General features: G+C 58.9%; 18 protein-coding genes. 16 read left to right on the forward strand and 2 right to left on the reverse strand.

Annotated elements, in window-relative coordinates:
- Nucleotide 1 precedes the first annotated feature (1 nt).
- The 13 genes from L1P08_RS01015 (at nucleotide 2) to L1P08_RS01075 (ending at nucleotide 15,924) form a co-directional block, all read left to right on the forward strand.
- The gene (locus L1P08_RS01015) at nucleotides 2-1,162 is read left to right on the forward strand and encodes an FtsW/RodA/SpoVE family cell cycle protein (protein ID WP_303618159.1); all 1,161 of its coding nucleotides are present in this window, start codon (nucleotides 2-4) and stop codon (nucleotides 1,160-1,162) included.
- Nucleotides 1,159-2,253, forward strand: coding sequence for an undecaprenyldiphospho-muramoylpentapeptide beta-N-acetylglucosaminyltransferase (murG, locus tag L1P08_RS01020; protein WP_303618160.1), 1,095 nt, complete (start codon nucleotides 1,159-1,161; stop codon nucleotides 2,251-2,253). Before L1P08_RS01015 ends, murG begins: the two co-directional genes overlap by 4 nt.
- Before the next feature lie 28 nt (nucleotides 2,254-2,281).
- On the forward strand, nucleotides 2,282-3,703 hold the full coding sequence (murC, locus tag L1P08_RS01025; RefSeq protein ID WP_303618161.1) for a UDP-N-acetylmuramate--L-alanine ligase: 1,422 nt from the start codon (nucleotides 2,282-2,284) through the stop codon (nucleotides 3,701-3,703).
- On the forward strand, nucleotides 3,700-4,677 hold the full coding sequence (gene murB, locus L1P08_RS01030; RefSeq protein WP_303618162.1) for a UDP-N-acetylmuramate dehydrogenase: 978 nt from the start codon (nucleotides 3,700-3,702) through the stop codon (nucleotides 4,675-4,677). Before murC ends, murB begins: the two co-directional genes overlap by 4 nt.
- On the forward strand, nucleotides 4,674-5,597 hold the full coding sequence (locus L1P08_RS01035) for a D-alanine--D-alanine ligase (RefSeq protein ID WP_303618163.1): 924 nt from the start codon (nucleotides 4,674-4,676) through the stop codon (nucleotides 5,595-5,597). Before murB ends, L1P08_RS01035 begins: the two co-directional genes overlap by 4 nt.
- Nucleotides 5,598-5,650: 53 nt before the next feature.
- Nucleotides 5,651-6,475, forward strand: coding sequence for a cell division protein FtsQ/DivIB (locus tag L1P08_RS01040; protein ID WP_303618164.1), 825 nt, complete (start codon nucleotides 5,651-5,653; stop codon nucleotides 6,473-6,475).
- A 19-nt stretch (nucleotides 6,476-6,494) separates the two neighbouring features.
- Complete coding sequence (ftsA, locus tag L1P08_RS01045) at nucleotides 6,495-7,805, forward strand: cell division protein FtsA (protein ID WP_303618165.1); 1,311 nt, start codon at nucleotides 6,495-6,497, stop codon at nucleotides 7,803-7,805.
- A 170-nt stretch (nucleotides 7,806-7,975) separates the two neighbouring features.
- Nucleotides 7,976-9,583 (forward strand): cell division protein FtsZ, encoded by a 1,608-nt coding sequence (ftsZ, locus tag L1P08_RS01050; RefSeq protein ID WP_303618166.1) that lies wholly within the window; start codon nucleotides 7,976-7,978, stop codon nucleotides 9,581-9,583.
- Between the two features lie 105 nt (nucleotides 9,584-9,688).
- The gene (gene lpxC, locus L1P08_RS01055; RefSeq protein WP_303618167.1) at nucleotides 9,689-10,651 is read left to right on the forward strand and encodes a UDP-3-O-acyl-N-acetylglucosamine deacetylase; all 963 of its coding nucleotides are present in this window, start codon (nucleotides 9,689-9,691) and stop codon (nucleotides 10,649-10,651) included.
- An 82-nt stretch (nucleotides 10,652-10,733) separates the two neighbouring features.
- Complete coding sequence (locus L1P08_RS01060) at nucleotides 10,734-11,582, forward strand: outer membrane protein assembly factor BamD (protein ID WP_303618168.1); 849 nt, start codon at nucleotides 10,734-10,736, stop codon at nucleotides 11,580-11,582.
- Nucleotides 11,583-11,606: 24 nt separating this feature from the next.
- Nucleotides 11,607-13,277, forward strand: a complete 1,671-nt coding sequence (gene recN / locus L1P08_RS01065) for a DNA repair protein RecN (RefSeq protein WP_303618169.1) — start codon at nucleotides 11,607-11,609, stop codon at nucleotides 13,275-13,277.
- Nucleotides 13,277-15,382: an NAD-dependent DNA ligase LigA gene (ligA, locus tag L1P08_RS01070; RefSeq protein ID WP_438268424.1), complete on the forward strand. Its 2,106-nt coding sequence runs from the start codon at nucleotides 13,277-13,279 to the stop codon at nucleotides 15,380-15,382. The genes recN and ligA overlap by 1 nt, the downstream gene beginning before the upstream one ends.
- Before the next feature lie 80 nt (nucleotides 15,383-15,462).
- Entirely contained in the window at nucleotides 15,463-15,924 is a 462-nt protein-coding gene (locus L1P08_RS01075; RefSeq protein WP_303618170.1) for a DUF3828 domain-containing protein, read from the forward strand.
- A 124-nt stretch (nucleotides 15,925-16,048) separates the two neighbouring features.
- Here the strand turns inward: L1P08_RS01075 and L1P08_RS01080 are convergent, their stop codons facing one another.
- Complete coding sequence (locus L1P08_RS01080) at nucleotides 16,049-17,872, reverse strand: aminopeptidase P family protein (protein WP_303618171.1); 1,824 nt, start codon at nucleotides 17,870-17,872, stop codon at nucleotides 16,049-16,051.
- A 142-nt stretch (nucleotides 17,873-18,014) separates the two neighbouring features.
- Here L1P08_RS01080 and L1P08_RS01085 point away from each other — a divergent pair, with 142 nt between their 5' ends.
- Complete coding sequence (locus L1P08_RS01085; RefSeq protein ID WP_303618172.1) at nucleotides 18,015-18,149, forward strand: hypothetical protein; 135 nt, start codon at nucleotides 18,015-18,017, stop codon at nucleotides 18,147-18,149.
- Here the strand turns inward: L1P08_RS01085 and L1P08_RS01090 are convergent.
- On the reverse strand, nucleotides 18,146-19,012 hold the full coding sequence (locus L1P08_RS01090) for a 50S ribosomal protein L11 methyltransferase (RefSeq protein ID WP_303618173.1): 867 nt from the start codon (nucleotides 19,010-19,012) through the stop codon (nucleotides 18,146-18,148). The two genes, L1P08_RS01085 and L1P08_RS01090, sit on opposite strands and share 4 nt — an antisense overlap.
- Before the next feature lie 133 nt (nucleotides 19,013-19,145).
- On the opposite strand from L1P08_RS01090, the gene L1P08_RS01095 reads away from it, so the two are divergent.
- Both L1P08_RS01095 and L1P08_RS01100 read left to right on the forward strand, forming a co-directional pair.
- Nucleotides 19,146-19,607 (forward strand): DUF5680 domain-containing protein, encoded by a 462-nt coding sequence (locus L1P08_RS01095; RefSeq protein WP_303618174.1) that lies wholly within the window; start codon nucleotides 19,146-19,148, stop codon nucleotides 19,605-19,607.
- 95 nt (nucleotides 19,608-19,702) lie between these two features.
- The gene (locus L1P08_RS01100; protein ID WP_303618175.1) at nucleotides 19,703-20,704 is read left to right on the forward strand and encodes an acetyltransferase domain-containing protein; all 1,002 of its coding nucleotides are present in this window, start codon (nucleotides 19,703-19,705) and stop codon (nucleotides 20,702-20,704) included.
- Nucleotides 20,705-20,767 lie beyond the last annotated feature (63 nt).

Raw genomic sequence — 20,767 nt, forward strand, 5'->3', positions numbered from 1 at the left:
AATGTTTTCACGCGCGCGTAAAACGCCTTTGGCCGAGTGGTGGTGGACGGTTGACCGTCAGCTGCTCGCAGGGTTTGTATTGTTGCTGATGAGCGGCATGTTGCTGTCGTTCGCCGCCAGCCCGCCGGTGGCGGAACGGCTGGGGCTGTCGCAATGGTATTTTATCACCCGGCACATGGTGTTCATGCCGCTGGCGCTGGTGGTGCTGATCGGTACTTCGTTCATGACGCTGCGCCAGGTGCGGTTGAGCGCGCTTTTGGTGCTGGTGGCCAGCATGTCGCTATTGGCAATGACGCTGGTGGTTGGTGTCGAGGTGAAGGGGGCAACGCGCTGGGTGTCCTTCTTCGGGCAATCAATTCAGCCCTCTGAATTCGTCAAACCTGCGTTTGCGGTGATGGCGGCATGGCTGTTTTCGGAAAAGGCGCGGCATGGCGACATGCCGACCGGGTCAATTGTTTTCGGCATTCTGGCGACAATCGTTGCCATGCTGTTGATGCAGCCTGATATCGGACAGACGGCGCTGATCGTTGGTACGTGGTCCGCGCTTTTGTTTTTGTCGGGCATTTCCTGGTGGATGATTTCGTGCCTGATCGGGCTGGCAAGCCTTGGCGGGGTTGCGGCCTATTTATTCTTTCCCCATGTGGCGCGCCGTATCGATGCGTTTCTCAATCCTGATGCAGCCAATGGCTATCAGGTGGAGAAGGCTTTGCAATCCCTGCTTGAAGGTGGCTGGTTTGGCCGTGGGCCGGGTGAGGCTGTGGCCAAGCGGTATTTGCCCGACGCCCATGCCGATTTTGTCTTTTCTGCTGCCGCCGGTGAATTCGGCATCCTTTTCTGCATGGTGCTGGTGGGGCTGATTGCCTTCATCGTTATCCGGGCATTGAGCGATGCGCAGGCGCAATCGAGCTATTATGCGCGGCTGGCGGCCAGCGCGCTGGCGATCCAGTTCGGTTTGCAATCGGGCATTAATCTGGCTGTGAACTTGAATCTAATGCCGCCCAAGGGCATGACACTGCCTTTCGTTTCCTATGGTGGCACATCGATGCTGGCAGTGGCCTATGGCATGGGTATGATGCTGGCACTGATCCGCAAGAAACCCGAGGAACGTCTGGCGACCGGCCTGCCGGTTTATCGTCAGCCTTCGCATGTAGAGCACGCATGAGTATATTTGTATTAATGGCCGGCGGCACGGGCGGGCATCTGTTTCCCGCCATGGCGCTGGCCCAGGAACTGCGCCGTCGCGGGCATCAGGTTCAGCTGATGACCGATGAGCGGGTGACCCATTATGGCGACCGGTTTCCGGCGCGTGAGGTTTATGTCATTCCCTCCGCGACCCCCTCGATCCGCAATCCGGTCAAGCTGGTGCAGGCCGGGATCAAGATCTGTTTCGGGATATTCATTGCCTTCAAGCAATTGCGCAAAAGCAATGCGGATGCGGCAATCGGGTTTGGCGGCTATCCCGTGTTTCCACCTTTTGTGGCGGCAAAGCTGGCCGGGGTGCCGGGGATTTTGCATGAACAGAACGCGGTATTGGGCCGGGCCAACAAGGCGCTGGCGCGGTTTGCTGATGTGCTGGCGCTGAGCTTTGAGCAGACGCGGTTTGCGAATGATTTTTCCATCGAGAAGGTTGTAACCGGTAATCCGGTGCGTGACCGGGTGCGCGATACGGCCAAGGGTATTGTCTATCAACCGGTGAAGGCGGGGCAGCCTTTTCGCCTGCTGGTGTTTGGCGGCAGCCAGGGCGCGCGGGCTTTCGGCGATCTGGTGCCGCCGGCGCTGGCGGCTTTGCCCGAAACCCTGCGCCGGCAATTGCGGGTGACCCAGCAATGCCGCCCGGAAGATCTGGAACGGGTGACTGAGGCGTATCGGGCGGCAAAGATCAGCGTTGAGCTATCGACGTTTTTTGATGATCTGCCGGAACGCATGGCGGATTCGCATCTGGTGCTCTGCCGATCCGGCGCGTCGACAGTTGCGGAACTGGCGGTGCTGGGCCGGCCGGCCATTCTTGTGCCTTTGCCCGGCGCGCTGGATGCGGACCAGAAGAATAATGCCGCTTTTCTGGAAGAAGCGGGGGGTGGCTGGCTGGTGGAGCAAGCCACGGTTTCACCGCAATCTCTTGCCAAACGGCTTGAAGAGCTTATCGAAAATCCGCAGGCTTTGAGTGCTGCCGCTGACAAGGCAAAGGCGCTGGGGCAACCGCAGGCTGTTGAACGGCTGGCGGATTTGGCGGAAAAGGTCGCTGCGAAAAAGTGACCATCAAAATCAAAGGGGACTGTCAGTCATGAAAATGCCGCGCGATATCGGGCCGGTGCACTTTGTCGGCATTGGCGGCATAGGCATGAGCGGGATTGCCGAAATCCTGCACGGGCAGGGCTATACAGTGCGCGGGTCGGACATGACCGCCAATCCCAATGTGCAGCGTTTGCAGGCCATGGGGATCGCCGTCGAAATCGGTCAGAAGGGCGAAAACTTGAAAGACGCCGCCGTTGTGGTGATTTCCTCGGCGATCAAGAAGAATAATCCCGAACTGATTGCGGCCCGGGCTGCCGGTTTGCCCGTGGTGCGGCGGGCGGAAATGCTGGCTGAGATCATGCGGTTCAAGAACGCCATCGCCATTGGCGGCACCCACGGCAAGACGACGACGACCTCTTTGGTCTCGGCGCTGCTGGATGCCGGCGGGCTTGACCCCACGGTGATCAATGGCGGGATCATCAATGCCTATGGCACCAATGCGCGCGAGGGCAAGGGTGAATGGATGGTGGTTGAGGCGGATGAAAGCGATGGCACTTTCGTCAAGCTGCCAGCCGATGTGGCGGTGGTGACCAATGTCGATCCCGAACATCTGGACCATTATGGCGGCTTTGACGCGGTGAAGAAGGCGTTTTTGAATTTCGTCGAGAATGTGCCGTTTTACGGCTTTGCGGTGATGTGCCTCGATCATCCTGAAGTGCAGTCGCTTGTGGGTGAAATCGAGGATCGCCGGGTGGTGACCTATGGGCAAAACCCGCAGGCGGATGTGCGCCTGGTGGGGTTGACCAATGACAACGGGATCAGCCGGTTCTCGGTGGAGATACGTGACCGGATTACCAAGGTGGAACGACAGATCGCTGATATCGAATTGCCGATGCCGGGTCTGCATAACGCGATGAATGCGACAGCGGCGATTGCGGTGGCGGACCAGTTGAAGGTGTCGGCTGAGGATATCCGCCGGGGATTGGCGAATTTCACCGGCGTGAAGCGGCGCTTTACCCGCACGGGTGAGGTCAACGGCATTACCATTATCGATGATTACGGCCACCATCCGGTGGAGATTACCTCGGTCTTGCGCGCCGCGCGGCAATCGGCCAAGCGCGACGTGATTGCCGTGGTGCAGCCGCACCGCTATTCGCGGCTAAAAGACCTGTTTGACGATTTCTCCGCCTGTTTCAACGATGCGGATACGGTGATCATCGCCCCGGTTTATGCGGCGGGCGAAGCCCCGATTGAAGGGGTGAGCCATGAAGAACTGGCCAATCGCCTGCGGGCGCGCGGACACCGCGATGCGCGGATTATTGACCGGCCCGAAGCACTGGCACCACTGATCGCCTCGCGGGCAGCAGCGGGCGATTATGTCGTCTGTCTGGGCGCGGGGAATATCACCCAATGGGCGGCGAGCCTGCCGGGCGAATTACAGGTTTTGCTGGATGCGGCGGTGAAATCATGAGTTTTCCTGATCTGCTACCGACGCTTGGAGACTGGATCGGCGATGTGCGCGGACGACTGGTGCCGAACCAGCCGCTATCGGAAATCAGCTGGTTTCGCGTGGGCGGGCCGGCGCAATTGTTTTTCCAGCCGGCCGATGAAGCCGATTTGCAGTTTTTTCTCAAAAACCTCGACCCATCGATCAAGGTGACGGTGATCGGGCTGGCGTCGAACCTGTTGATCCGCGATGGCGGGCTTGATGGTGTGGTCATCCGGCTGTCGGCCAAGGGCTTTGGTGCTGTTGAAGTGCTCGGCGATCATCGTTTGCGGGTCGGCACGGCGCTGCCGGATGTGAAGGTGGCGACGGCGGCGGCGGATGCGGGCATTGACGGGTTGACGTTTTATCGCGGCATTCCGGGCGGTATTGGTGGTGCGCTTTATATGAATGCGGGCTGCTATGGCACTGAGACGCGCGACCGGATGGTCGAATTGCGCGGGGTGACCCGTACGGGTGAGATCATTACCCTGAGCAATGCCGATATGGGCTACCGCTACCGCAAGTCGAACGGGCCGCGCGGGGTGGTGTTTACCTCGGCTGTCTATCAGGGCATGGCGGGGGATTCCGATGCGATCAAGGCGCGGATGCGCGAGATTACCGAAACACGCGAAAGTTCGCAGCCGACCAAGGCGCGCACGGGCGGATCGACTTTCAAGAACCCCGAGGGGCATTCAAGCTGGAAGCTGGTGGATGATGCCGGCTGCCGGGGGCTGACCATTGGCACGGCACAGGTTTCGGAAAAGCACTGCAATTTCCTCCTCAATCTCGGGGATGCCAGTGCCCATGATATCGAGACACTGGGCGAGACTGTGCGTAATCGTGTGCGGGCCAAATCGGGTATTGAGTTGCGCTGGGAAATCCGGCGGATGGGGCATTTCGCGCCGGGTGCGGAAGTGCGGGAATTTCTGGATGGCGACGTCTTTACGGGAGCGGTTTGATGACCAAGCATGTAGCCGTTCTGATGGGCGGATGGTCGGTTGAGCGCGATGTGTCGCTCTCGAGCGGCCGCGAATGTGCCCAGGCCCTGCGCAATGCGGGATACAAGGTGACGGAAGTTGATGTCGACCGCGATATTTCGGCGACGCTGAAGGCGCTCAATCCCGATGTGGCATTCAACGCGCTGCATGGGCGGGTGGGCGAAGACGGCACAATTCAGGGCATTCTGGAAGTCTTGCAGATCCCTTATAGCCATTCCGGCGTGCTGGCTTCCGCACTGGCCATGGACAAGCACCAGGCCAAGACAATGTTCAAGGCGTCGGGCATTCCGGTGACCGATCATGTGGTGGCCAATCGCGCCGAGGTGGCGCGTCAGCACGTGATGAAGCCGCCCTATGTCGTCAAGCCGATTGCCGAGGGCTCAAGTTTCGGGATTTTTCTGGTCAAGGCAGAGACCAGCCACCCGCCGCAGGAAATTCTGGGATCGGACTGGCTTGGCGGCGAAGAGCTGATGGTTGAGCGCTATATTCCAGGCCGGGAGCTGACTTGCGCAGTGATGGGCGATGTGGCGCTGGGCGTGATCGAGATCACCACGGACCTCGTTTTCTACAATTACGAGGCGAAATATCAAAAAGGTGGGTCCGCACACCTGATTCCGGCGCCGGTTTCACCGAAAATTTACGAAAAAGTACAGAAAATGGCGCTTAAGGCACATGATGTGCTCGGCTGCCGGGGCGTTACCAGAACGGACTTCCGTTTCAACGATCAGGTGGGCGAAGATGGTGAGCTTGTGTGCCTGGAAATCAATACACAACCAGGCATGACGCCGACCTCTCTCGTCCCTGAACTGGCGGCCCATGCAGGGCATTCTTTTGAAGAGCTGGTGAGTTGGATGGTGGAGGATGCGAGTTGCGGCAGGTAGGCGCTAGGGCCGTTGCGTCCCCCATTATTATCGATCCGCGCCGGGGTGGCCCGATGGCAAAGCCGCGGCGTAATCCGGGACCGCTGGCGACGCTTAACCGTGTCTGGGTGTTGCATCGGCCGCTGTTTATTCGCGGGTTTGCCGGTGTCGCCTGCGCGGCGTTGATCGCCTTATCGTTTCAGGCGCGGGGCGGGATCAGTCAGGCTGTTGTGACCATGAGCGAGGTCATGCAGGGTGAGTTTGCCGCGGCCGGTCTTGGTATTGGCGAAATCTCGATTACCGGACAGGCCGTGACCCGCGAGGCGGATATTGTCAAAGCGTTGGCAATTGAGCCGGATACATCGATCCTGAGTTTTGATGTGGAAGCGGCGCGGCAACGACTGACGGCATTGCCGGCGGTGACAGATGCGACAGTGCGCAAGGTTTATCCCGATCAGCTGACGGTGACGTTGGCGGAAAAGGAGCCGGTGGCCCGGTGGCGGACTGGCGATGGCCAGACTTTTATTATTGATGCTGCCGGATCACGGATTGGCACGGCTTTGCCGCTTGATGACAAGCTGCCTTTGGTGATCGGTGACGGGGCGGCGGACGATGCGTCGGTTATCATTCGCGCCTTGCAGCGTTACCCCGATATTTATGTGGGCCTCGCGGCGGTCAGCCGGCTGGCCGACAGGCGTTGGGACCTGATCTATAAAAGCGGGCTGCGTGTGCAATTGCCGGAGACGGGTATTGCGCAGGCGCTGGCGACCCTTGATGGCTATCAAAGAGATTATCGCTTGCTGGATCGTGACCTGTCACAGGTTGATCTGCGTGTGAGCGGCATGCTGGTTGTGCGCCCGGTTGAAACGGCACCGGAAGACGATAAAGCCGCGAGTTGAGTTCGGAATTGAGTAAACCATGATTACCAGCGCGATGACAGCGAGACTGAGGCCGGCACAGACCGGGCGGACCACATTGGTGACCGTGCTCGATATCGGTTCGACCAAAATGTGCTGTGTGATCGCGCGCCTTGCGCCTCGCGCTGAGGGCCGCGCGCTCAAGGGACGTACACATGCGCCTGAAGTGATCGGCTTTGGCTATGGACCGTCATCGGGTGTGAAAAGCGGTGTGGTGACCGATCTGGAGAAGGCGGAGCAGGCTATTCGTTCGGTCGTGGGCATGGCTGAGCGCGGCGCCGGGATGACCGTTGAGTCGGTGATCGTCAATGTGACGGCGGGACGGCTTGGTTCGGAGACTTTCAGTGCTTCTGTGTCTCTGGGCGGGCAGGAAGTGGACAAGGCAGATCTGGCGCGGGTGCTGCGCGCGGTCAATGAACGCAGTGTGCGTTCGGAGCGCTCGATTATTCATGCGCTGCCGATTGGTTATTCCCTTGATGGGCAGACGGGTATCCGGGCACCGCGCGGGATGGTGGGGGAAACCCTTGGCGTTGATGTGGCAGTGGTAAGCGCCGAGACGCTTGCCATGCGCAATCTGGAGCTGGCGCTCAATCGCTGCCATTTGCAGGTGGAAGCGCTGATTGCGACCCCTTATGCCAGCGGGCTTGCCGCGCTGGTGGATGATGAGGCGCAACTGGGCGTGGCCTGTATCGATTTTGGTGGGGCAACCACGACGGTTTCGGTATTCAATGACGGCCAGCTTGTTTATGCCGACGCGCTGGCGATTGGCGGGCATCACATCACCCTTGATATCGCGCGCCAGCTATCGGTGAGTGTGGCCGATGCCGAACGGATCAAGACATTTTATGCCAGCGTGTTGCCTGGACAGGACGAGCGCGACCTGATTCCGATTGTGCCGGTTGGTTCGGCCAGTGATGAAGCGCCGAGCGCTGTCACCCGTGCGTCACTCACCCGGATTGTGCGGCCAAGGGTTGAGGAAATACTGACCGCTGTGCGGGACCGGATGCACGCGACCGGCATGATGGATGTGTGCGGGCACCGGTTTGTTTTAACCGGCGGGGCCAGTGATTTGACCGGTTTGCCGGAAGTGGCGCGCCGGGTGTTGGCGCGCAATGTGCGGGCTGGCCGCCCGATGGGGATTGCCGGCCTGCCAGAGATGGCAAAGAGCCCGGCGTTTTCCACAGTCGCCGGTATGCTGATTTATCCGCAGGTTTGCCATCACGAATTTATCGAGCCGCGGGTTTTGCCCAAGCTTACTGGCACTGACGGGTATTTTTCCCGCGTGGGCAACTGGTTACGCTCAAGCTTTTAAGTGATGCTGCTGTTCTGGGGCGGCGTTCTATGGCTAACAGGGGGTAAATTTACCCCATATTCGATTTCCAAAATGCGGCTCTATTAACGATTTCCTGCAAATTGTTAGCTTTGGATTAACGAATTGGCGCGTAAATCTTAACCAAACGTGCCACCCAGAAAGGGTCAGTAATGACTATCAATTTAACGATTCCGGACATCCAGGAGCTCAAGCCGCGCATCACCGTGTTTGGTGTTGGGGGTGCTGGCGGCAACGCGGTCAACAATATGATCAATTCCGGGCTCGACGGGGTGGATTTTGTTTGTGCGAATACCGACGCGCAGGCGCTGGCGCTTAGCAAGGCGCAGCGCGTTGTGCAGCTTGGTGTTGCGGTGACCGAAGGCCTTGGTGCCGGTTCCCATCCCGAAGTTGGCCGTGCGGCCGCCGAGGAAAGCTATGACGAGCTCAACGATCACCTGAGCGGTTCGCATATGGTGTTTATCACGGCCGGCATGGGTGGCGGTACGGGTACAGGCGCGGCGCCGGTTGTGGCGCGGGCAGCACGTGAGCAGGGCATATTGACGGTTGGCGTTGTGACCAAGCCATTCCAGTTTGAAGGCAATCGCCGCATGCGGCTGGCCGATGACGGGATCGATGAGCTGCATCGCCATGTCGATACGCTGATTGTTATCCCGAACCAGAACCTGTTTCGGGTTGCCAATGAGAAGACCACATTTGCCGACGCATTCGCGATGGCTGATGAAGTGCTCTATTCGGGTGTGGCCTGCATTACCGATTTGATGGTCAAGGAAGGCCTGATCAATCTCGATTTTGCCGACGTTCGGGCAGTGATGCGCGGCATGGGCAAGGCGATGATGGGTACCGGTGAAGCCACCGGCGAGGATCGTGCCCGCCATGCGGCAGAAGCCGCCATCGCCAATCCGCTGCTCGACGATGTGTCGATGCGCGGTGCGCGTGGTCTGCTGATTTCCATCACCGGTGGTCGTGACCTGACGCTTTACGAAGTTGATGAAGCCGCCAGCCGTATCCGTGAAGAAGTTGATGGCGACGCCAATATCATTCTGGGCGCAACCTTTGACGATACGCTTGAAGGCACAATCCGCGTGTCGGTTGTGGCCACGGGTACCGAGGCTGCCATGGTGCAGGCGATGGATCCGGTTGAGCCCAATGCGGCCCGGGCGATTTCGATCAGCAAACCTGAAGCCAATGTGCAGATGCAGGAATCACGGGTTGCCGAACTTGAAGATCAGGTTGAAGCGGCGATCTCCGAAGCGATCAAGGCGACCGGCCTCAAGGGTGGCGATGCGCAGGCTGATGACGGTGTGACGGTTGAGCCTTATGTGCCTTCCGCCAAGTCACCGCAGCCGTTTGACGACATGCCGCAGATGAAGGAAGCGCCGATGCCGAAAGTGCATGTGCCTTCCCAGGCCGCTCGTCCCGATGTAAACCGCCGCATGCCGCGGGCTGAAGACCTGCCGCCGATTGGCCGCCAGGCAATCGAGCCGCGTGTTGAAGAGCCCCGGAACGCCCGGGCGCTGTTCAAGCGGCTTGGTTCGAAGGTTGGTTTGCACGTTGGTGCGGATGACGGCCATGATGCGCCGCGTGCCTCGAGCGATGATGCGGCAGCGCGCAGCGCGATTGAGGCTGGCGGTGCCCGCCCGACTCGCTCGCAGACGGAAGGCGCTGCCGGGCAGACCGACGCGCAGGGACGTGCAAATCCGCAACAGTCCCAGAAAGATCACCTCGAAATACCGTCGTTTTTGCGCAAACACGGTTAGTTTGCGAACGATTTTGGTTAAAGACATGCCGGCGCGACTTTCGCGCCGGTTTTTTTTACGTTATCAGGACTCGGACGTACAACCCGGGGGCGGAGTTGAGTAAGTATGCATAAGCTTTCGGCGCGGCAGTGCACCTTGGCAGGTGATTTGGAATTCAGCGGGTTCGGGGTCCATAGTGGTGTACCGGTAACGCTCACTATCACCCCCGCGCCACCTGATACCGGATACCAGATCTCCCGCAAGATGGACGACGGCTCCATTGTTGGGCCCGTGGCTGTGCACTTTACCCGTGTGACACGCACGACGCTTTGCACCACGCTTGATCTGGGTGAATCGACCAGTATTGCTACAATCGAACATATTGTTTCTGCGTTGAGCGGCATGGGCATTGATAATGCCTATATCACGCTGAATGGCCTCGAATGCCCCATTCTTGATGGCAGCGCGATGCCCTATACAGCCGGAATCATGCGCGTTGGCATCCAGATCCAGCCAGCAGCACGCCGGTATATCAAGGTGAAGCGCGCGGTGACTGTGCGCAATAACGACGCCTTTGCTGCGCTTGAGCCGTATAATGGCCGCGTGCTTGATCTGGAAATCGAGTTTGACAGTGAAGTGATTGGCCGCCAGCGGATGATCTTTGACTGGACGCCGCGGCTTTATGCCGAAAAAATTGCGGCGGCACGGACCTTCGGGTTTGCGCGCGATCGCAAGGCGTTGCAACAGGCTGGCTATGCGCTGGGGTCGTCGCTGGAAAATTCGATTCTGGTGGAAGAGAACCAGATTCTCAATCCCGACGGATTGCGGTTTGAAGACGAATTTGTGCGCCACAAGATGCTTGATGCGATCGGTGATCTGTCTCTGGCCCATGGTGGTCTGGCGATTTATGGCCGGTTCCGCTCCTACAAGGGCGGGCATGCGCTGAACGCCCTGGTGCTGAACAGCCTGTTTGCCAGTGAAGCCAATTATGAGATTGTGGCGGCGGAAGATCTGCCGCTGTCATTTGACGCGCTCGACGATTTGCCCGATGGTCTTGAGGTGAACTCGTATTTGCGGTCTGTGGGCTAAGCGCGCGATTTTACGCCACAGTTTTGATCTAATTTGTGTCTAGGCCGCATGCATTGTGGCGCGTAACAGGACAGGACATTTCGTGATTTTTGAGGCAAGAGCGGGATTGGTCGGACGTGCGGCACGCATGTTTGTCGTCGGTGCGATGATTGTAACGCTGAGCGCGTGTTCAGGGTTCAATCTGTTTGGCCCCAAGAAAATTGTTGAAGAAGAGGTGATTCCGCCCGAGATCCTTTATCAAAAGGCGCTCGACAATATGGATCGCCAGTATTTCTCGACCGCGCTTGAAGACCTCAAGAAGCTGGAACGGCAGCATCCTTATTCGGAATATGCCGAAAAATCCAAGCTGATGACAGTTTATGCCAATTTCCGTACCGGCAAGTATCCGGCGGCGATTCTGGCGGCTGACCGCTATCTGGCGCTGTATCCGTCTTCGCCGGAAGTGCCCTATGTGCTTTATCTCAAGGGCACGTCTTATTACGGGCAGATCAAGGATATTACCCGCGACCAGCAATTGGCGCAGGATGCGATTGATACGCTGCAATTGCTGATCTCGACCTATCCGAATTCGAAATATGTTGATGATGCGCGCGAAAGCATGCGGGTTGCCTATGACCAGCTGGCGGGCAAGGAAATGTCGGTTGGCCGGTATTATCAGGGCAATGGGCAATACGGCGCGGCGATCAACCGGTTCCGGATTGTCACCGAGAAGTACCAGACCTCGACGCATATCGAAGAGGCCTTGTTCCGGCTGGCCGAATCTTATCTGACTCTTGGACTTGTCAATGAGGCGCGTACGGCTGCTGCTGTGTTGGGGCACAATTACCCCTCTAGCACTTGGTACGAAAGAGCCTATAAACTATTGCAGGAACAAGGGCTCAACCCGGAAGTCGTCGACGCGAAATTGTTCAGTCAGATGAAATCCGGTTAAACCCTTCTGGGGATTAACACCGGCATGCTGAGTGCTTTATCGGTCAAAAACATTGTCCTGATCGATCAGCTTGATCTGACGCTTGATCGCGGACTGACGGTGCTTACCGGCGAAACAGGCGCCGGTAAATCCATTCTTCTTGATTCACTGACCCTGGCTTTGGGCGGGCGCGGCGACCAGTCTCTGGTGCGCACCGGCATGGAGAGCGGGCAAGTGGTGGCTATCCTGCATCTGCCGGAAGCGCATCCGGCGCGGCAATTGCTGCGCGACAATGATATCGGCGATGATGACGAGCTGTTTTTGCGGCGTATCCAGTTTGCCGATGGGCGCACGCGGGCATTTATCAATGATCAGCCGGTTTCGGCCAGCCTCTTGAAGACTGTCGGGACGCTGGTGGTGGAAATTCATGGCCAGCATGATGACCGGGCGCTGGTGGATGGTGCGACACACAGGGCCTTGCTGGATGTTTATGGTGGCAATGAAAAGGGTGCAGCCGGCGTAGCTGCGGCTTTTGAGGTGCTGGAGACGGCAGACGCGGCGGTTGCCAAGCAACGGGCGCGGATTGAACGGGCGCAGGAAGAAGAAGACTATGCCCGCCATATCGTTGAAGAGCTGAGCGCGCTTGGCGCGGTTGATGGCGAGGAAAATGAACTCGCAGAACGGCGGCAGCGGCTAATGCAGCTCGAAAAGGCTGCGGATGAAGTGCGCGATGCCGACGAGATCATGAATGGCTCGTCTGCGCCTGGCCCGGCCATGGCGGCCCTGATGCGCCGGTTGACGCGTAAGGCGGACGCTGAGGGTGGGTTGTTCACCCCGGTGGTGGAAGCGCTGGATGCGGCGTTACTGGCGCTGGACCGGACTTCTGAAGCGCTGGAAACGCTGAAGCGCGAAATGGCGTTTGACCCTGCTGAACTTGAGCAGACGGAGGAACGGCTGTTTGCGTTGCGGGCGGCTGCGCGCAAGCATCAGGTGACTTGCGATCAATTGCCGGAAGTTCTGGCGCGCTATATGGCGGACCTGCAGGATTTGCAGAGTGGCGAGGACAATCTCAAGGCACTGGAAGACGCAGCTGCGAAAGCACGTGATGCCTATATTGCGGCAGCGGAAAAGCTGAGCGCGGCCCGGACCAAGGCGGCGCGGGAGCTGGAAAAGGCCGTGGGTGCTGAATTGCCGGATCTCAAGCTTGGGTCGGCGAAATTCATTGTCGATCAGCAGGCGGATGTGAGCCGCGTTTCAGCCCATGGCTTCGACCAGATTGCCTTTCACGTGCAGACCAATCCGGGTACCAGCCCGGGACCGATGATGAAAGTCGCTTCGGGCGGCGAGTTGTCGCGCTTTCTTTTGGCGCTGAAAGTGGTGCTGGCGGACCGGGGCTCCGCACCGGTGCTGATATTTGACGAAATTGATACCGGGGTCGGCGGCGCGGTGGCGGATGCCATCGGGCGGCGTCTGGCGCGACTTGCAGGCAAGGTGCAGGTGCTTTCGGTCACCCATGCGCCACAGGTGGCGGCACGGGCAGACAGCCATTTGCTGATTGAGAAACAGGCCGTGGACGAGGGGGCGTTTGTGCGCACCCATGTGCGGCCGCTGGATGGTGAGGCGCGCAATGAGGAAGTGGCGCGCATGCTGGCCGGTGCGAAAGTGACGGATGAGGCCCGGGCCGCGGCGACGCGCCTGCTTTCGGAATTGCACTGATGGACGATGGAGTCGAAAATCTCGGGGTCGAGGCAGCAAAGGCTGAGCTGGACCGGTTGCATGAGGCGCTGAGCGCGGCGGATATCGCCTATCATCAGCAAGACATGCCTGAAATCACCGACGCTGAATATGACGCGATGAAGCAGCGTTATCTGGCGATTGAGGTGGCTTTTCCGCAATTGAAGCGCGCGGACAGTCTTGGTGAAAAGGTGGGGGCGGCACCGGCAGAAGGCTTTGCCAAAGTCACTCATGCCATCCCCATGCTCAGCCTTGGCAATGCGTTCTCGGATGAGGACGTTGAGGAATTCGTGCAGCGCGGGCGCAAATTTTTTGGGCGCGAGAAGGATTTGCAGCTCGATTTTACCGCCGAGCCGAAGATTGACGGGCTTTCCGCCTCGCTGCGGTATGAGAATGGCGTGTTTGTGCAAGGGGCGACGCGCGGCGATGGCGCGGTGGGTGAGGATATTACCGCCAATCTCGAGACCATTGCCGATATACCCCATAAACTAAAGGGTAGTGGCTGGCCGGAGGTTATTGAAATTCGTGGCGAGGTCTATATGACCCACGCGCAATTTCAGGCGTTGAATGAACGTTCGGCGGCAACAGGCGGACAGATTTATGTTAATCCGCGCAATACCGCTGCGGGGTCGTTGCGCCAGCTGGATTCCTCTGTAACAGCGCAGCGGAACCTCAAGTTCTTTGCTTATGCCTGGGGCTTTACCTCTGCGCCGTTTGCCGAGACGCAGTTTGAGGCGGTCAACAAGCTGGCTGACTGGGGTTTTGCCATCAATCCGCTGATGATCCGCACGGCCAGTGTTGCGGACATGCTGAAGCATTATCACGAGATCGAGGTGCAGCGGGCGACGCTTGGCTATGATATCGACGGGGTTGTCTACAAGCTTGACCGGCTGGATTTGCAGCAGCGCTGGGGCTTTGTGGCGCGGGCGCCGCGCTGGGCGATTGCACACAAGTTTCCCGCCGAGCAGGCAACGACCATTCTTGAAGCCATCGATATTCAGGTGGGGCGCACTGGCGCGCTGACGCCGGTGGCGCGGCTGAAACCTGTGACGGTGGGTGGCGTGGTGGTGGAAAACGCGACGCTGCACAATGAAGACGAGATCAACCGCAAGGATGTGCGGGTGGGCGACACCGTGGTGGTGCAGCGGGCCGGGGATGTGATCCCGCAGATTGTTTCCGTCGTGGATGATGAGGCGCATCAGGCGCGGGAAAAATATGTGTTTCCAACGATTTGTCCGGCCTGCGGGTCACCGGCGGAGCGGGAGGTCAACGCCAAAACCGGCAAGCTGGATGTGATCCGGCGGTGTACCGGCGAACTGGTTTGTCCGGCGCAGGCGGTGGAGCAGCTCAAGCATTTCGTCTCGCGTAATGCGCTGGATATCGACGGGTTGGGCGACAAGCAGGTGACGGCGTTTTATGAAGAGGGCCGGATATTGCATGCGGCGGATATCTTTACGCTGGCCGAGCGGGATGCCAAGTCGCTGAAACGATTGAAAGATCAGGATGGCTGGGGCGAGACCTCGGTCAAAAAGCTGTTCGCGGCGATTGATGCGCGGCGGGAGCCTGAGCTTGACCGGTTCATTTTTGCGCTCGGAATTCGCCATGTGGGCGAGACGACGGCGGCGCTGTTTGCCAAGACCTATGGCACGTTTGAGGCGTTCCGGGCGGCCGCGATTGCCGCTGCTGCCCATGAGGGCGATGCCTATGAGAGCTTTTTGTCGGTTGATGGTATCGGTGAGACGGTGGCGCAGTCGGTTATCAGCTTTTTTGGGAATGAGCGCAATCAGTTGGCGCTGGACGCGCTCGCCGCGGAAGTGACGCCGAAAGAATATGTCGTCAGGGTTTCGGCGAACAGTGAAGTGGCTGGAAAGACTGTGGTTTTTACCGGTTCGCTGGAGAAAATGTCCCGTTCTGAAGCCAAGGCTATGGCGGAGCGGCTGGGGGGCAAGGTGTCGGGATCGGTGTCGGCCAAGACCGATATTGTGGTGGCCGGGCCGGGGGCTGGATCCAAGCTGAAAAAGGCGGAAGAGCTGGGCCTTGAAGTGCTGGACGAGGATGGCTGGCTGGAACTGGTGGCGCGTAGCTGACGGTTAAGCTTTTCGCCGCAAATGCGCCAATATCCGATGCGTAATTTCCGGGGCCGCGCCGTGCGGTTTTGGAGTCGGGAATGAAACAAATCAAATTTGTTGTGGGGCTGTTTTTTCTGGTGGTGACGACCGGCGGGGCGTTTGCTGCGCCTACGTTCGAGAAGCCGGAGGCGCTACTCGATTATGCCTACAAGCCTTATTCTACTGAGGATTTTCCCGATGATCCGTTTGAATTATTCTCAAGCGGGCTGCATGCGCTGGTAGAGGCGGATGCGGCGCGGACGCCTGTGGGCGAGATGGGGACGATTGATTTTGACCCGTTTATCAATGCCCAGGATTATGCCGGAATTGCCATGCGGATCGACCATATCCAGACCGAAGGTGACCAGGCGCTTGTTGATGTGTCGGTGGAGAATTTTGGCCAGCGGCAGGCGCTGGTTTTCAGTCTGGTGAATGAGGCGGGCAGCTGGCGGATAGACGATATCGAGTCGCGGACGCCGGAATTTGCCTGGCGGTTATCGACGCTTTTGACGGAGAACTGAGGGGCTTTTCAAAGGCTGATGTAAGCCTTTTTGTCAGGCATGATTCAGCCTGAAACGCCCCGAATTTCAGCGCGGTTTCAGGGCTTAGCCAAGTGCCAAGGGCGCAAGCCCGCCTTTTTTGCGATCAAAGGGGTGCTGTTGCCTGTTCCAGCCATGCCTTTACATCGCCGGTTACCCGGGACCCGATCTCGTTGAAGACGCGGGCGTGATAGGCGTTGAGCCAGTCGATTTCTGCGTCGGTCATCAGGTCTGCCTCGATGAGGCGGGTATCGATGGGGGCGAGGGTGAGGGTTTCGAACTCGAGATAGCCCTCGGCGATTTCGCTTTTGATGACGTGGACCAGATTTTCGATGCGGATGCCAAAGGCACCGGCTTTGTAATAGCCCGGTTCGTTGGAGACGATGTGGCCGGCCTCGAGCGGTGACGCATAGCGCGGGGAAATGCCGATCGGCCCTTCATGCACACCAAGATAGGCGCCGACGCCGTGGCCGGTGCCGTGATTGTAGGTGACGCCAGCCTGCCAGAGGAACTGGCGGGCGAGGATATCGATTTGTGCGCCGCTGGTGCCTTTGGGGAAGCGGGCCATGGAAATGGCGATCATGCCCTTGAGGACACGGGTGTAGCGGTCTTTTTGCTCGGCGGTGGCGCTGCCGGTGAACAGGGTGCGGGTGATGTCGGTGGTGCCGGAGAGATATTGGCCGCCGCTATCGACCAGCATCAGCTCGCCGGGCTTGAGGGTGCGGTTGGTGTTTTCTGTAACCCGGTAGTGGACAATGGCACCATGGGCGCCTGCGCCTGAAATTGTGTCAAAGCTGATATCCACAAGGGTCTCGTCTTCGCGCCGGAAAGCTTCGAGCCTTGCAACGATGTCGATTTCGCTGAGTTTGCCGGCCGGGGCTTCCGCATCGAACCAGGCGAGGAATTTGGCCAGTGCGACGCCATCTCTATGATGGGCTTCGCGCATGCCGGACAATTCGGCGTCGTTTTTGATGGCTTTGGGCGCGAGGACCGGATCCGGCTTTTTGATCAGCTCGGCCCCGGCCTTTGTGAGCAGGTCGGCGACGGCCGCCGGGGCGGTGGCGGGATCGATCCAGATGTTCCTGTTCTTGTCAGCGAGGGTTTTCAGTGCGTCGGTGAAGCCATCTTTCGGGAAGAGGTCGGCAATGGCTTCGAGGGCGTTGTTGGCGTCGGGTGTCAGCTTGTCCGGGCTGAGGAAGAGTTTTGGTTCGCCGATGGCGGGGACGATGGCGAAGCCGAGCACGACGGGCGTGTTGGGCACATCATGGCCGCGCATGTTGAACAGCCAGCAAATGCTCTCTGGCAGGGTGAGGACCACCGCATCTGCCTTGGCGGCGACGAGGGTTTGCTGCAAATCGGCCAGCTTTTCGCTGGCGGTTTTGCCGGCGCGGTTGGCACCGAGAAATTCGATTTCGCCCGGCGGGGGTGCGGGACGGTCTGTCCAGACGCTATCGATGAAATTGTCGCCCGGGTGCAGGCTGGCGTGGCCTTCCAGCTTTTCGGTGAGACTGGCGATTTCGCCGGGTGTGTGCAGCCATGGATCGAAGGCGATTTTGGCGCCTTTGGCAAGATTGTCGCGAATCCAGCCTGCCGCCGAGGCGGGGGGGACTTCGACGATGTCGAACAGGCCGGTGTCGGTCTGGGCGGGAGCTTGCAGGGTATAGCGGCTATCGACGCAGAGCGCGGCTTTGTGCAGACCCGCAATGGCCATGCCGGCGGAGCCTGTGAAACCTGTGAGCCAGGCCAGCCGCTCTTCGCCCGGCGGGACCGTTTCGCCGCGATGGGCATCGTCCCGGGGCACAAGGAACGCGTCCATGCCTGCCTGTTGCAATGCCGCGCGCAAAGCCTTGAGCCTTGGGGCGACTTTGGCGGGGTCGGCCCGCTCGGTGAAGGACTGGAAGCGGGGGGCGGGGGCTATCTGGCTGGGCATGGGACTGTTTCCGTTTCGCATGCCATGCATATTCGACATGGCTCATGTGCGTGTGCAAGGCTAACTAACTGAATCTTGTGCGCCTATATTCGTTTTCAGCAAGGGATGTTGATGTCCCTCTGTTTGAAGATGGAGACTGAATATGACCGAGAGCAAGAATTTTTTCCGTAACGTTTTTGACGCCATGATCGAAAGCCGGAGCCGTCAGGCTGCGCGCGAACTGGCCCAGCACCGCGAGCTGTTCAAGCTCAACAACGGTACTGACGACAAGCGCTAAGGCTTTTCAAGGATCAGGGTTGCCCATTCCTTCCGGGTTATCCGCTCCTTCAGGATCATGCCTTGCTGACCGTAGGCGGCGATTACACGCGCCGCCTGATGGGTTAGAATTCCTGACAGAATGATGGTTGCGCCGGGCATTGCCGCCCGGCCTATTGCCGGTGCGAGCTGGGCCAGCGGGCCCGCCAGTATGTTGGCGACAATCAGGTCGTAAGGGCTATTGTCGCTGATCAGCCGGTTTTCCAGACCCGTTGCTTCCACTGCTATAATATCGTTGGCGACACCGTTCAGCTGTGCGTTTTCTTTTGTGATGTGCACCGAGACCGGATCAATATCGCTGGCGATGACCGGCCGCCGCAGCCGCTTGGCGAGCGCTATGGCCAGAACACCTGTGCCTGTGCCCACATCGATCAGGTAGCGCGGCTTTTTCCGTTTCAGAATGCGATCTATCGCGATGAGGCAACCGGTGGTTGTTTCATGATGGCCGGTGCCAAAGGCCTGGGCTGCATCAATGTGCAGGGGTGTGACGCCCGGGGGCACCGTATCCTTGTCGTGGCTGCCGAACACATAAAACCCGCCTGCGGCGACCGGCTTCAGCCCTTCGAGCGATTTGGAGACCCAGTCGAAATCCGGGTCGATCTTTTCGACAGCGAAGCTGACCTTGCCGCCCAGCACTGTTCTGGCCAGGGCGTTGAACGCCTCTATGTCCGGCTCATCCGTGCAGGTGGCCTCGAATACCCATTCCTCATTTTCATCCTCATGCGCTGATGCGGTGAGCGCCAGATCGTCGCGCTCCATGACCGCATCGACGAGCGCATAGGCCTGTTCCTTGGTCAGGGGGACGGAAATTTGCGATTGGGACATGGAATTTCAGGCCTTTTGGAGAAGTCACGCCTCTTTTCGCGTTACGGGGCGCTTTAGTCAATTGGGGATATTTCAAACGCCTAATTGACTCTTTAACAATCTCAGTTCACCTTTTGTTCTTTTTGAGGATATTATGCGTGATATTGATTTGGAGCATTTTATTGTTGCGGCCAAAGCTGCCAGCTATGTCGGTGATGGCCAGAAGGCGATGGCGAGCCGCCCCGGTTCGCACGACCTGACTTTTGCTGACGGGATATGGCTTTATCGCGACAGCTATCTGGGTGGCCGTAATTTTCTGGGCCAGGAAGTGGTGTGGCAGCGCGGGGTGCCGGTGTGGGCGATGAATTATTATGGCTACATCATCAACCCCGCGCTGATTGACGCGGCACGGGCCGGCGAGACGATCAAGGCGGCGTTGGCTGCGCTTTATGCCGAGGGGCGGTTTCTGGGTGGTTTTGAATGGCGTGGGCCGCACGGGATCTATCGGGACCGCTCGGAAGGTGCGTTTGAGCATTTTCAGGGGCGTGAGGCGATTGAGGTCGACGGGGCTGAGGCCTATGCGCTCGAATATCATGGTGGACTTGTGGTGAGCTGAGGGGCGGGGCGATCACCCTTGAAAGCTTGCGGCGCGGCGATTGACATTGGCGCGCCGGCATGGCGATGGTCAAAAGAGTTCAGGCGGAGGCCCGCATGCGGCAAACAGAAGACGAGCAGGCGGGGCGGCAACGGCCACGCTATGCATTGGTGGATGTGGTGCGCGGCATCGCCATTATCGGCGTGGTGTTCTACCATCTTGCCTGGGATTTGCGCTTTTTCAACATTATCACCACGGCTGTGGATGTGGCGCCGGGGTGGTTTTTCTTTGCGCGGACGCTGCTGGCGACATTCCTGTTTCTGACCGGGGTGAGCCTGGTGCTGGCGCATGGAGTCGGCATCCGCTGGCGGCCGTTCTGGAAACGGTTTGCCATTCTGGCGGCGGCGGCGCTGCTGGTGAGCCTTGGTACCTATATTTTTGCGCCCGATGCATTTGTCTATTTCGGCGTGTTGCACGCCATAGCGCTGTTCAGCCTGATGGGGCTGGTGTTTTTGCGCGCGCCATTGTGGCTGGTTGGCGGGCTGGCGATTGTGATGTTTGCCGCCTATTTCAGCTTTCAGTCGCCGGTGTTCAACAGCCGGGCCTTGTCGTGGATCGGTTTTTGGACCGTGCCGCCGCTGACCGAGGATCTGGTGCCGGTTTTCCCCGGTTTCGGGTTTACGCTATTGGGGATTTTGCTGACACGGCTGGCCTTGTTGAGCGGGTTTGCGGCGCGCATTGCGGCGGTATCTGCCAATGGGCGCTTATTGGGGGCACTCAAACAGGCCGGGCGCTGGAGCCTGATCATTTATCTGGTGCACCAGCCAATCCTTTTGGGCATTCTGACGCCATTGGCGCCTTATCTGGCGCGGGAGGACCCGGCAGAGCGGGCGACGGAATTTTTTGGCGCGTGTTTTTCCTCCTGTCTGGAAACCGAGGGCAATGCCACCCAGTGCCGGGCCTATTGCAATTGTGCGCTGGAGCAGGTGGAGGCCGGCGATTTGTGGGGGGCGCTGAACGCGCAGGGCGTGTCGCAAAATCCCGAAATCGGGGCGGTGATCAATCTGTGCCGGGCGATGTCGTTTGAGCTGGATAAGCCGCTCGAGCTTTTGGAGTGAAAGCTGCTGACGGATTTTGTCAGGCGATGACGGATATATGGGGATTTTGGACGGGAGAGAAAT

The sequence above is a fragment of the Mariluticola halotolerans genome, assembly GCF_021611515.1.
GTDB lineage: Bacteria > Pseudomonadota > Alphaproteobacteria > Rhizobiales > Devosiaceae > Mariluticola > Mariluticola halotolerans.

What these genes read in the sequence shown, in the direction of transcription:
- L1P08_RS01015 (WP_303618159.1), top strand. Translation starts at nt 2, where the DNA reads ATGTTTTCACGCGCGCGTAAAACGCCTTTGGCCGAGTGGTGGTGGACG.
- murG (WP_303618160.1), top strand. Translation starts at nt 1,159, where the DNA reads ATGAGTATATTTGTATTAATGGCCGGCGGCACGGGCGGGCATCTGTTT.
- murC (WP_303618161.1), top strand. Translation starts at nt 2,282, where the DNA reads ATGAAAATGCCGCGCGATATCGGGCCGGTGCACTTTGTCGGCATTGGC.
- murB (WP_303618162.1), top strand. Translation starts at nt 3,700, where the DNA reads ATGAGTTTTCCTGATCTGCTACCGACGCTTGGAGACTGGATCGGCGAT.
- L1P08_RS01040 (WP_303618164.1), top strand. Translation starts at nt 5,651, where the DNA reads ATGGCAAAGCCGCGGCGTAATCCGGGACCGCTGGCGACGCTTAACCGT.
- ftsA (WP_303618165.1), top strand. Translation starts at nt 6,495, where the DNA reads ATGATTACCAGCGCGATGACAGCGAGACTGAGGCCGGCACAGACCGGG.
- ftsZ (WP_303618166.1), top strand. Translation starts at nt 7,976, where the DNA reads ATGACTATCAATTTAACGATTCCGGACATCCAGGAGCTCAAGCCGCGC.
- lpxC (WP_303618167.1), top strand. Translation starts at nt 9,689, where the DNA reads ATGCATAAGCTTTCGGCGCGGCAGTGCACCTTGGCAGGTGATTTGGAA.
- recN (WP_303618169.1), top strand. Translation starts at nt 11,607, where the DNA reads ATGCTGAGTGCTTTATCGGTCAAAAACATTGTCCTGATCGATCAGCTT.
- ligA (WP_438268424.1), top strand. Translation starts at nt 13,277, where the DNA reads ATGGACGATGGAGTCGAAAATCTCGGGGTCGAGGCAGCAAAGGCTGAG.
- L1P08_RS01075 (WP_303618170.1), top strand. Translation starts at nt 15,463, where the DNA reads ATGAAACAAATCAAATTTGTTGTGGGGCTGTTTTTTCTGGTGGTGACG.
- L1P08_RS01080 (WP_303618171.1), bottom strand. Translation starts at nt 17,872, where the DNA reads ATGCCCAGCCAGATAGCCCCCGCCCCCCGCTTCCAGTCCTTCACCGAG.
- L1P08_RS01085 (WP_303618172.1), top strand. Translation starts at nt 18,015, where the DNA reads ATGACCGAGAGCAAGAATTTTTTCCGTAACGTTTTTGACGCCATGATC.
- L1P08_RS01090 (WP_303618173.1), bottom strand. Translation starts at nt 19,012, where the DNA reads ATGTCCCAATCGCAAATTTCCGTCCCCCTGACCAAGGAACAGGCCTAT.
- L1P08_RS01095 (WP_303618174.1), top strand. Translation starts at nt 19,146, where the DNA reads ATGCGTGATATTGATTTGGAGCATTTTATTGTTGCGGCCAAAGCTGCC.
- L1P08_RS01100 (WP_303618175.1), top strand. Translation starts at nt 19,703, where the DNA reads ATGCGGCAAACAGAAGACGAGCAGGCGGGGCGGCAACGGCCACGCTAT.